Genomic DNA, 10,393 nt, shown 5'->3' on the forward strand with positions numbered 1-10,393 from the left:
GCGTCCTTGACTTCCGTCCATTCGCATCCGAAATTTCTGTCATGACCGAAATTTCGGACACCCCTCAAAAGCTCCCGGCCGCCGTCGAGCGCTTCGTGCTGCATTGGGGCGATCTCGGCGGGCAGTGGGGGGTGAACCGCTCGGTCGCGCAGATCCACGCGCTGCTCTATCTGTCGGACCGTCCGCTCGCCGCCGAGGACATCGCCGGGACGCTCGGCATCGCCCGTTCCAACGTCTCGACCTCGCTCAAGGAGTTGGCCGGCTGGCACCTGATCCGGCGCGTGCCGGTGCTGGGGGAGCGACGCGACTTCTACGTCGCCGAGACCGACCTGTGGGAGATGGTCACCCGCATCGCCGCGGGACGGAAGGAACGCGAGATCGATCCGGCCATCGTGGCTTTGCGCGCCTGCGTGGCAGAGGCGAAGGACGACCCCACGGTCGGGGCCGTGGCCAACCGGCGCCTCAAGGCGATGCTCGACTTCACCGAGACGCTCGACGGCTGGTACGCGCAGATGCTGCGGGTGCCCCACAACACGCTGGCCAAGCTGATCCGGCTCGGCGCCGGGATCGTGCGCTATCTGCCGGTGAAATAAGCCATCCTCGAAGCCGCGGCGGCGGCTCCGCGGCGCGAGGCGGGCCTCGGCTTTGCCGAGGCGTCGAGCGCAGCGTCAGCCCAAACCCGCGAAGGCGGGCGCCGGCGACCGACGCTAACTGGAAATCAAGGTGCTCGCGGGCTCAGCCCGCGAGCAGATGCCCGCTCGGCCGGTCGGAGCCCCAGATCTTTTCGAGGTTGTAGAAGCCGCGCACCTCGGGGCGGAAGATGTGGACGAGCACGTCGCCCGCATCGATCAGCACCCAGTCGCAGGCCGGCAGGCCCTCGACGCGGGCATTGCCGAAACCCTGGTTCTTCATCTCCTGGATGATCTTGTCGGCGATCGAGCCGACATGGCGCTGCGAGCGGCCGGAGGCGATGATCATCGTGTCGGCGAGCGAGGTCTTGCCGACGAGATCGATCTCGACGGTTTCCTCAGCCTTCATCTCGTCGAGGCAGCCGAGGGCAAGGGCCTTGAGGGCGCCGGACGCGGCGGCCTGGGCATCGGAGCCGGCGGCTCCCTGGGTAACGGTGTCGGTCAGTGTCCCGGTTCCTGCGTGAACGGCTCGTGGCGATTCCGCCAGTGTGCTGAAATTGGCGGCTTTCTCGGAGCTTTTCAAGTTCGCGAAACGCCCTACGGCCATGCCCGAGCGGAGCATCGTGCGCGGTCCCGTGCCGTTCAGGCGCTTCGACCCGCGCGCAACGCCGTCGAGGACAGCGCCGAGCGCGGCCCGTGCAGGAAGACCCAGGCCGGGGGTTTTCGCGAGGGGAGGGCGGGCGCCTCGAACTCCGGCAGTCGGGCGTCGGCATATCGCCGGGCGGCGCGGGCGGCCGGGGCGGCGAGCGTGTGGCCGGGGCGGTCGATCACCGCGATCGGCATCAGCCGGGCGATCTCCTCGAAGCGGCGCCAGCGGTGGAAGCTGCCGAGGGAATCGGCGCCCATGATCCAGACGAAACGCAGATCGGGACGGTGGCGGCGCAGCCAGACCAGGGTCTCGACGGTGTAGCGGCTGCCGATGGCCGCCTCGAAGCCGGTCACAATGATGCGCGGATCGGTGGCGACGCGCCGTGCCTGCGCGATCCGCTCGTCCAGCGGCGCCAGTTGCCCCGGATCCTTCAGCGGATTGCCGGGGGTGACGAGCCACCACACCCGGTCGAGCCGCAGGCGCCGCAGCGCGGTGCGGCCGACATGGAGATGGCCGGCATGGGCCGGATTGAACGAGCCGCCGTAGAGGCCGATCCGCTGACCGGGGGCGGCCGGCGGCGGGATGTCGGTGCGCAGAGCCGCCGCCGTCAGCGGGCGGTCACGGCCGGGTCTGGCCGCTGCCGTGAACGCGGTACTTGAAGGTCGTGAGCTGCTCGACGCCGACGGGCCCGCGGGCATGCATCCGGCCGGTGGCGATGCCGATCTCGGCGCCGAAGCCGAACTCGCCACCATCGGCGAACTGGGTCGAGGCGTTGTGGACGACGATGGCCGAGTCGACCTCGTTGAGGAAGCGGGTCGCCGCCTCGACGTCGTCGGTGATGATCGCATCGGTGTGGTGCGAGCCGTTGGCCTCGATATGGGCGATGGCCGCGTCGAGCCCATCGACCACGCGGGCCGAGATGATCGCGTCGAGATACTCGGTGCGCCAATCGGCCTCGCTCGCGGGGCTCACCCGCGGATCGGCGGCGCGGACGGCCTCGTCCCCGCGCACGGCGCAGCCGGAATCGAGCAGGGCCTCGACCAGCGGCTTCAGGTGGGTCTCGGCCACCGCCGCATCGACCAGCAGCGTCTCGGCGGCGCCGCAGATGCCGGTGCGGCGCATCTTGCTGTTGAGGAGCACGGTCCGGGCCATGCCGAGGTCGGCAGCCGCCCCGACATAGACGTGGCAGATGCCGTCGAGATGGGCGAAGACCGGCACCTTGGCCTCGGACTGGACCCGCTCGACGAGGCTGCGACCGCCGCGGGGCACGATCACGTCGACGCAGCCGTCGAGGCCCGACAGCATCAGGCCGACCGCCGCGCGGTCGCGGGTCGGGACGAGCTGGATCGCGTCCGCGGGCAGGCCGGAGCGGGCCAAGCCCTCGCTCATGGCGGTGGCGATCGCGGTGGCGGTGCGGTGCGAATCCGACCCCGCGCGCAGGATTGCGGCGTTGCCGGCCTTGAGGCAGAGCGCGCCGGCATCCGCCGTCACGTTGGGGCGGCTCTCGAAGATCACGCCGACGACGCCGAGCGGCACCGAGATGCGCTCGATCAGGAGGCCGTTCGGCCGCTCGAAGGCGGCGAGCTGGCGCCCGACCGGATCGGCGAGGGCCGCCACCTTCTCCACCGCCTCGGCGATGGCCGAGACGCGGCCCTCGTCCAGCGTCAGCCGGTCGATGATCGCGGCGGTCAGGCCCGCGGCCTTGGCGGCGGTCACGTCGCGGGCGTTCTCGCGCAGGATCGTCGGCGCGGCGTTGCGGATGCTCTCCGCCACCGCGCGCAGCGCCAGATCCTTGGCCTGGGCGGAGGCGAGGGCGATGCCGCGGCTCGCCGCGCGGGCGCGGCGGCCGATCTCGGCCATCTGGGTGGCGAGGTCGTCGGCATCCGCGAAATCGGACTTGAGGTTCAGGACCGGCACGTTCCCGCTTCCCTGATCTGTCGTATCGAGAGGCCCATCGGGCGTAAGCCATATGGGCGATGATGGGCCCCTTTGCACAACGCGCGGGGGTTGAACAAGCACACGCGACGCGTTGCCAGCACGATATTGCATCATGCCGCAGCGCCGGGCGACGGTTCCGTTCAGGTGCCGACCATGGCGAGGTCGTCGCGGTGGATCATCTCGGTGCGCCCCGGCTGGGCCGCGTTCGCGGCGATGTCGCGGCTGGAGCGGCCGATGATGGCGGCGGCCTCGGCGCTGTCGTAGTTGACGAGGCCGCGGCCGAGCACGCGCCCCTCGGGGCCGCGGATCAGCACGGCGTCGCCCTTGGCGAAGCGGCCCTCGACGGCGGTGACGCCGACCGGCAGTAGGCTCGCTCCGCCCTGCAGCGCCTGGGCCGCCCCGGCATCGACGACCAGCGTGCCCGAGGGCTCCAGCGCCCCCGCGATCCAGGTCTTCCGCGCGGCGGTGGGCGTGGAACCGGAGAGGAACCACGTGCAGCGCCCGCCCTCGCGGATGGTGCGCAGCGGATTCTTCCGGCGCCCGTCAGCGATGACCATGTGGGTGCCGCCCGAGGCCGCGATCTTGGCGGCCTCGACCTTGGTGCGCATGCCGCCGCGGGAGAACTCCGAGGCCGGGCCGCCGGCCATCGCCTCGATCTCGGGCGTCACCCGCTCGACCACGGGCAGGTGCCGGGCGTCCGGATCGGTGTGGGGCGGGGCGGTGTAGAGCCCGTCGATGTCGGAGAACAGCACCAGCACGTCGGCGCCGATCATCGTGGCGACGCGGGCGGCGAGGCGGTCGTTGTCGCCGTAGCGGATCTCGATGGTCGCCACCGTGTCGTTCTCGTTGACGACCGGCACGGCGCGGACTTCGAGCAGCTTCTGCACGGTCGCCCGCGCGTTGAGGTAGCGGCGACGCTCCTCGGTGTCCTTCGGGGTGACGAGCACCTGCCCCGCGACGATGCCGTGATGGCCGAGCACCTCGGTCCAGTGGCGGGCGAGCGCGATCTGTCCGACGGCGGCCGAGGCCTGGCTCTCCTCCAGCCGCAGCGGGCCCGGCGGCAGGCCGAGCACGGTGCGGCCGAGCGCGATGGCGCCGGACGAGACCACGAGCACATCGACGCCGCGCGCATGCAGGTCGGCGATGTCCTCGGCGAGCGCGGCGAGCCACGCATGGCGCAGGCGGCCGCGGGCGCTGTCGACGAGCAGGGCGGAGCCGACCTTCACGACGACGCGGCGGAACTCTTCGAGGGCGGGCGGCTGAAGTACGGTCATGGCGGGAAGGCTGCGGCGGAGACCGTCCCTGTGCCCCAAGCGGGCCGCCTTGACCAGACGGGCGAGGCGCATGGGTGGCGCCACAGGGCCATCGCCCCGGACGGCAGGCGACCGCTCGGCCCGGTCCGGCACGAAGGATCGGATACGTCATTCAAAATGGCATATGCAGCGTGCCAGAATTTTCCTTTCCCAGCACGAAACGTGTAGAACGCAGGGTGGACGACGATGGCCGGCCGGCAGGCACGGCCGCGTGTGGCGGGAGAGAGCCGTTGCCCGTGAGGAGCGACAGGGACAGCGACCTACGGGATCGGCGGGTGCTCGTCGTCGAGGACGATTACTTCTGGGCGGACGAACTCGCGGGCGGCCTGCGCCGGGCCGGCGTGGCGGTGCTAGGCCCCACGGGCACGCTCGCCTCGGCCCTGGCGCTCCTCGCGCCGGAGCCCGAACTCGACGGGGCGGTCATCGACATGAACCTGCGCGGCGAGCGGGCCGACCCCCTCGTCGACCGGTTGCTCGCCCTGCGCGTGCCGGTCCTGCTGGTGACCGGCTACGAATGCTCCAGCCTGTCCGTGGCCCATGCCGGCCTGCCGTGCCTGGAAAAGCCGGTGGCGCTCGCCCCGGTCCTCAACGCCCTGAGCCGCCTGTTGCCGCCGCGATAGCGACTCGTCCGGGCTCGACGCGGCGCCCGGCCGCCACAGCTTCACCGCCTCGACCCTGACGCGGCGGGAGCCCGGCCCCTTGACCTCAACGATCGGATTCTACTTCGCGGCGGCCCTGGCGGGCGTCGCCTTCGTGGTGCAGCAGGCCGCCAACGCGAAGCTGCGCGGCGCGCTCGGCTCCGGCCTGTGGGCGGGCTTCACCAATTTCGCGGTGGGCGGGATCGCGGTGCTCGTCGTCATCGCGATCCTGCGCGAGAGCGTGCCGTCGCTGTCGGCCGTGGGGCGGGCGCCGTGGTATGCCTGGATCGGCGGCCTGCTCGGCGCGCTCTACATCGTCGGCTCGGTGTTCCTGCTGCCGCGCATCGGCGCGGCCTCGCTGATCGCCCTGATCCTCGTCGGCCAGATGCTGGCCTCGCTCGCCTTCGACCATTTCGGCCTGATGGGCGTACCGGTCCACGAGGCCGGCATCCCCCGCCTCGTCGGCGCGGCGCTGCTGATCGCGGGCGTCGGGTTGATCAGCCTGTTCTAAAGCATCGTCCCGAGAGCCGGAATCCACCTTTCGGGACGATGCTCTGAGCCCTGTCACGGCTTCGGCTCCACCGCGTTGACGGAGGGGGAGCCGAAGCGATCGTCCGATCATCGCTTAACGCGAAAACTTCTTGTACTTCAGCTTCTTCGGGATGATCGAATCGGTGCCCAGGCGCCGCTTCTTGTCGGCCTCGTAGTCCGAGAAGTTGCCCTCGAACCACTCGACGTGGCTGTCGCCCTCGAAGGCGAGGATGTGGGTCGCGATGCGGTTCAGGAACCAGCGATCGTGGCTGATGATCACGGCGCAGCCCGCGTAATCCTCCAGGCCTTCTTCGAGCGCCCGCAGGGTCTCCATGTCGAGGTCGTTGGTCGGCTCGTCGAGGAGCAGGACGTTGCCGCCCTTGCGCAACGTCGCGGCCAGATGCACGCGGTTGCGCTCGCCGCCCGACAGCACGCCGACCTTCTTCTGCTGGTCCCCGCCCTTGAAGGCAAAGGCCGCGCAATAGGCGCGGGAATTGATCTCGCGCTTGTTGAAATACAGGATGTCGTTGCCGCCGGAAATCTCCTGCCAGACGGTGGAGTTCGGATCGAGGGCGTCGCGCGACTGATCGACGTAGCCGAGATGCACGCTCTCGCCGATCTCGATCGTGCCGGCATCGGGCTTCTCGTTGCCGGTGATCATCTTGAACAACGTCGTCTTGCCGGCGCCGTTGGGGCCGATCACGCCGACGATGCCGCCCGGCGGCAGCTTGAACGACAGGTCCTCGATCAGCAGGCGCTCGCCATAGGCCTTGTTGAGGTTCTTGAACTCGATGACGTTCTGGCCGAGACGCTCGGTGATCGGGATGACGATCTGCGCGGTCGCATCGACCTTCTGCTGCTGCTTGGCGACCAGTTCCTCGTAGCGGGTGATACGCGCCTTGGACTTGGTCTGGCGGGCCTTGGGCGAGGCCGAGATCCACTCCGTCTCGCGGGCGATGGCGCGCTGGCGGGCCATATCCTCGCGGCCCTCCTGCTCCAGGCGCTTCTGCTTCTGCACCAGCCAGGACGAGTAGTTGCCCTCGTAGGGGATGCCCTTGCCGCGATCCAATTCGAGGATCCAGCTCGTGACGTTGTCGAGGAAGTAGCGGTCGTGGGTCACGATCAGGATCGCGCCCGGATACTGGCGCAGATGGCCTTCGAGCCAGTTCACCGTCTCGGCGTCGAGGTGGTTGGTCGGCTCGTCGAGCAGCAGGAGCTCGGGCTCCCACAGCAGCAGGCGGCACAGCGCGATGCGGCGGCGCTCGCCGCCCGAGAGCGTGGCGACCGGCTGCTCGTCGCTCGGGCAGCCCAGCGCCTCCATGGCCTGATCGACCTTGGAATCCAGCTCCCAGAGGTTGCCCGCCTCGATCTTGTCCTGGAGCGCGGTCATCTCGTCCGCGGTCTCCTCGGAATAGTTCATGGCGAGTTCGTTGTAGCGGTCGAGCAGCGCCTGCTTCTCGGCCACGCCCTCCATCACGTTCTCGCGCACCGACTTGTTCGGATCGAGCTGCGGCTCCTGCGGCAGGTAGCCGACCCGCGCTCCCTGCGCGACCCAGCCGTCGCCGGTGAAGTCCTTGTCGATGCCCGCCATGATCTTGAGCAGGGTCGACTTGCCCGAGCCGTTGATGCCCAGCACGCCGATCTTGGCATCGGGATAGAACGACAGGTTGACGTTATCGAGGACCTTCTTGCCGCCCTGGTAGGTCTTGTTGAGACCTCGCATGTGATAGATGAAGTCGCGGGCCATGAGCGCTCGTCCTTGAGAGAGGGGCCGTGCCGGCCGGGCCGGATTTCAGCGGATGCGCGCCGCCCCGCGCGGAGCCGGCCCTGGTCCAGGGCTGCCGCGCGGGCGCCGTCCGCTCACGGGTGAAGAATTTGCTGTCCGAGTATCAGGGCCGCCGGGCAGGGGCAAGGAGAGCCGTCACGCGAAGGGATTGCGCACGGGTGCCGCCGCCTCCGGCTCCTCGGCCACGCTCTCCGGCAGGTCCTCGCCTTCCAACGCCGTCACGATGGCGTCGAGAGCGGCCCTCAGATCGCGCGCGCGTCCGAGTCCCTCCCGGTCGCGGGTGATGTCGAGGGAGCCGTGCAGCGCGATGCGCGCCGTCCCGTTCTCGATCGAGAAATCCCCGAGCGTACGCACCGCTGCATCGTCGGCGAAAGGCACAAAGGCGGGGTCGGCTTTGCGGCGGGTCATAGCGCCCTCATCCTCAAAAGATCGCCCGCATCAGCTCGCGCCAGAGGCGCTTGAGCACATCGTGGGCCAGCTGGCGAAAGAAGGCGCCCCAGGATTCCCCCCGCGCCTCGTCGCGCGAGAATTCGCGCGGTTCGGGCAGGTCCATGGCCTTCGCCTTGGCGGCCTCGGGGAGCGCGGGGAACACGTCGATCCCGGCGGTGTCGCGCAAGGCCGCGATCGAGACCGCCTTCCACTCGGCCCCGGCCGCGTTCGCCGCCAGATAGGCCCCGGCCTCGCCGGAGCGGGGATCGTAGATCGCTTTGTAGAGCTGCGTCGGCACCAGCACCCTTCCCTTGATCGAGCCGACGTTGCGACCGGAGAAGACCGGGCCGGTGACGACGAACAATTCGCCGCGCTCGGAGGCGAGGCGCCGCACGCTCTCCTCGATGCCGGCCCAGAGGCTGCGGTTCACGGTGCGGTTCTGCGGCACGATGTTGGCGAGGCTGAAGGACTGCGCCTGCGCCGCCGGGCTCGGCATGTCGCCCGCGGGGGCGAGATGGCCGCGGTCGAACCCGCTATGGACGTAGTCGGCGAGGCTGGCGCGGTCCTCCTCGGGCAGGCGGTCCTCATCGTGGAAGGAATCGTCCCGTTCGACCCGTCGCGCCGCGGAGATGCCGGCCCGCGTCAGCCGCTCGGCCGCGTAGAGCGGCGTGCGCGAGACGCCGGAATGCAGCACTGCGAAGGCATCGAAGCAGAGCGGCACGGTCCGCGCGTCGAGCTTCGGATTGGTGAGGACCGGTGCGCGACCTTGCGCGAACAGGACCGGACAGGCCGGGGCCGTGTCGGCGAGCGCTGCACCGGGCGGGACCGCCAGCAGTGCGACGAGGACGATCCGAAGAAGAATCATGCGGCGGCGCTAGAAGCAGATCCGAACCCGGCGCGGGCCGGACGGGGTGTAGCGCCAGCGGACACCGCAAGGCCGGCCGAGCGCCCCGCGCAGGGTGCCCTCGAACGGTCGCACGTCCCGGTCCGGCGGCCCCGGCGGGCGGCGGCAACGGACCGGCCAGGCGCAGTCGGATCGGACGGCGACGCCCGCGCGGCCGGCATCCGCCGCCGCGGCGGGCCGGTCGGTCGCGACCCAGGCGCCGAGCGCCAGGATCGGAAGGGCGAGAATGGGAATCATCGTGCCGGAACCACCTTCGCGGGGCGGCACGATGTTGATCGAACCGCGCGGACTCCATACTTAAAGCCCGTCGCGGCGCGAAACAGGCGGCTTCCCTTAACTCTGTGGGCCTGCGGGACACACGAATCCTGCGAATGCTTGGGCGCTGTTGCACTCGGATCATGGCATCCTGTGACCGGATCGCGATAAGGTGCACATTCGAATGTCTGTAAAATGGGCGGCATGGCCGCCGATTCGCGGACGCACAGGAATCAGCGGAGCGGTCCGCGACAGGGGTGAGACGCCGAAATTGCGCCGCCCTGTCCCGAACCGCCCCAGGCGGCCCGGGCCGCCCTCGAGAAATGGGTGAAGACTTTGGCACTAGCGGACACGACGATCCTCGAGGGTCTTGAGACGCCCGACCGGCTGCGGCTTCTGCCGGAGAGCGAGCTGCAGAAGGTCGCCGACGCCGTGCGCGCCGAGATGATCGACGCCGTCTCGGTCACCGGCGGCCATCTCGGCTCGGGGCTCGGCGTGGTCGAGCTGACCGTGGCGCTGCACCACGTGTTCGACACCCCCGACGACCGCATCGTCTGGGATGTCGGCCACCAGTGCTACCCGCACAAGATCCTCACCGGCCGCCGCGACCGCATCCGGACGCTGCGCCAGGGCGGCGGGCTGTCGGGCTTCACCAAGCGCTCCGAGAGCGAGTACGACCCGTTCGGCGCGGCGCACTCGTCCACCTCGATCTCGGCGGCGCTGGGCATGGCGGTCGGCCGCGACCTCGCGGAAGCCGACGCCAAGGCGAAGGGCGAGGCGCCGGGCCGGCGCCGCAACATGGTGGCGGTGATCGGCGACGGCTCGATGTCGGCGGGCATGGCCTACGAGGCGATGAACAATGCCGGCGCCCTGCATTCGCGCCTGATCGTCATCCTCAACGACAACGACATGTCGATCGCCCCCCCCGTCGGCGCGATGTCGGCCTATCTCGCCCGGCTGGCCTCGGGCGGCACCTACCGGACCTTGCGCGAGACGGCCAAGCAGCTCGGCAAGCTGCTGCCCAAGGCCCTCTACGAGCGCGCGGCGGCGGCGGAGGAATATGCCCGCTCGCTGATCGTCGGCGGCGGCACGATGTTCGAGGAGATGGGCTTCCACTATGTCGGGCCCGTCGACGGCCACAACCTCAACCACCTGCTGCCGGTGCTCAAGAACGTGCGCGACTCGGACCAGGGCCCGATCCTGCTCCACGTCGTCACGCAGAAGGGCAAGGGCTACGGCCCGGCGGAGGCCAGCGCCGACCGCTATCACGGCGTGGTCAAGTTCGACGTGGTCTCGGGCGTGCAGGCCAAGGCGAAGGCCA

General features: G+C 70.0%; 12 protein-coding genes. 4 read left to right on the plus strand and 8 right to left on the minus strand.

The genetic code is table 11. The annotated features are described in order from the left end of the window. The first annotated feature begins 41 nt into the window (after positions 1-41). Positions 42-593, plus strand: coding sequence for a GbsR/MarR family transcriptional regulator (locus BM140_RS19730; RefSeq protein WP_091950278.1), 552 nt, complete (start codon positions 42-44; stop codon positions 591-593). A 142-nt stretch (positions 594-735) separates the two neighbouring features. Here the strand turns inward: BM140_RS19730 and rsfS are convergent, their stop codons facing one another. The 4 genes from rsfS to proB all read right to left on the minus strand — a co-directional run bounded on the left by rsfS (position 736) and on the right by proB (position 4,490). Further along, complete coding sequence (gene rsfS, locus BM140_RS19735; protein ID WP_091950303.1) at positions 736-1,134, minus strand: ribosome silencing factor; 399 nt, start codon at positions 1,132-1,134, stop codon at positions 736-738. A 137-nt stretch (positions 1,135-1,271) separates the two neighbouring features. Then, positions 1,272-1,976 carry a nicotinate-nucleotide adenylyltransferase gene (locus tag BM140_RS19740; RefSeq protein WP_091950280.1) on the minus strand — a complete coding sequence of 235 codons (705 nt, stop codon included), beginning with the start codon at positions 1,974-1,976 and terminating at the stop codon, positions 1,272-1,274. Further along, positions 1,897-3,195 carry a glutamate-5-semialdehyde dehydrogenase gene (locus tag BM140_RS19745; RefSeq protein WP_091950282.1) on the minus strand — a complete coding sequence of 433 codons (1,299 nt, stop codon included), beginning with the start codon at positions 3,193-3,195 and terminating at the stop codon, positions 1,897-1,899. Before BM140_RS19745 ends, BM140_RS19740 begins: the two co-directional genes overlap by 80 nt. A gap of 161 nt (positions 3,196-3,356) precedes the next feature. Then, positions 3,357-4,490, minus strand: a complete 1,134-nt coding sequence (gene proB, locus BM140_RS19750; protein WP_091950305.1) for a glutamate 5-kinase — start codon at positions 4,488-4,490, stop codon at positions 3,357-3,359. A 275-nt stretch (positions 4,491-4,765) separates the two neighbouring features. Here proB and BM140_RS19755 point away from each other — a divergent pair, with 275 nt between their 5' ends. Both BM140_RS19755 and BM140_RS19760 read left to right on the plus strand, forming a co-directional pair. Then, complete coding sequence (locus tag BM140_RS19755) at positions 4,766-5,149, plus strand: response regulator (protein ID WP_091950307.1); 384 nt, start codon at positions 4,766-4,768, stop codon at positions 5,147-5,149. Between the two features lie 79 nt (positions 5,150-5,228). Next, the gene (locus BM140_RS19760) at positions 5,229-5,678 is read left to right on the plus strand and encodes a DMT family transporter (RefSeq protein ID WP_091950284.1); all 450 of its coding nucleotides are present in this window, start codon (positions 5,229-5,231) and stop codon (positions 5,676-5,678) included. Positions 5,679-5,792: 114 nt separating this feature from the next. Here the strand turns inward: BM140_RS19760 and ettA are convergent, their stop codons facing one another. From ettA to BM140_RS19780, 4 genes are all read right to left on the minus strand, one after another. Continuing rightward, positions 5,793-7,445 (minus strand): energy-dependent translational throttle protein EttA, encoded by a 1,653-nt coding sequence (ettA, locus tag BM140_RS19765; protein WP_091950286.1) that lies wholly within the window; start codon positions 7,443-7,445, stop codon positions 5,793-5,795. Positions 7,446-7,619: 174 nt separating this feature from the next. After that, positions 7,620-7,892 carry a hypothetical protein gene (locus BM140_RS19770; RefSeq protein WP_091950288.1) on the minus strand — a complete coding sequence of 91 codons (273 nt, stop codon included), beginning with the start codon at positions 7,890-7,892 and terminating at the stop codon, positions 7,620-7,622. Positions 7,893-7,905: 13 nt separating this feature from the next. Further along, positions 7,906-8,778, minus strand: a complete 873-nt coding sequence (locus BM140_RS19775) for a DNA/RNA non-specific endonuclease (protein ID WP_091950290.1) — start codon at positions 8,776-8,778, stop codon at positions 7,906-7,908. A gap of 9 nt (positions 8,779-8,787) precedes the next feature. Then, positions 8,788-9,054, minus strand: coding sequence for a hypothetical protein (locus BM140_RS19780; RefSeq protein ID WP_091950292.1), 267 nt, complete (start codon positions 9,052-9,054; stop codon positions 8,788-8,790). A gap of 354 nt (positions 9,055-9,408) precedes the next feature. Here BM140_RS19780 and BM140_RS19785 point away from each other — a divergent pair. Beyond that, positions 9,409-10,393, plus strand: a 985-nt coding sequence (locus BM140_RS19785; RefSeq protein WP_280142615.1) for a 1-deoxy-D-xylulose-5-phosphate synthase N-terminal domain-containing protein, incomplete at its 3' end; no start/stop codon positions are given.

It is taken from the genome of Methylorubrum salsuginis, from assembly GCF_900114375.1.
Lineage (GTDB): Bacteria > Pseudomonadota > Alphaproteobacteria > Rhizobiales > Beijerinckiaceae > Methylobacterium > Methylobacterium salsuginis.

What these genes read in the sequence shown, in the direction of transcription:
- BM140_RS19770 (WP_091950288.1), bottom strand. Translation starts at nt 7,892, where the DNA reads ATGACCCGCCGCAAAGCCGACCCCGCCTTTGTGCCTTTCGCCGACGAT.
- BM140_RS19775 (WP_091950290.1), bottom strand. Translation starts at nt 8,778, where the DNA reads ATGATTCTTCTTCGGATCGTCCTCGTCGCACTGCTGGCGGTCCCGCCC.
- proB (WP_091950305.1), bottom strand. Translation starts at nt 4,490, where the DNA reads ATGACCGTACTTCAGCCGCCCGCCCTCGAAGAGTTCCGCCGCGTCGTC.
- ettA (WP_091950286.1), bottom strand. Translation starts at nt 7,445, where the DNA reads ATGGCCCGCGACTTCATCTATCACATGCGAGGTCTCAACAAGACCTAC.
- BM140_RS19740 (WP_091950280.1), bottom strand. Translation starts at nt 1,976, where the DNA reads ATGCCCGCGGGCCCGTCGGCGTCGAGCAGCTCACGACCTTCAAGTACC.
- BM140_RS19780 (WP_091950292.1), bottom strand. Translation starts at nt 9,054, where the DNA reads ATGATTCCCATTCTCGCCCTTCCGATCCTGGCGCTCGGCGCCTGGGTC.
- BM140_RS19730 (WP_091950278.1), top strand. Translation starts at nt 42, where the DNA reads ATGACCGAAATTTCGGACACCCCTCAAAAGCTCCCGGCCGCCGTCGAG.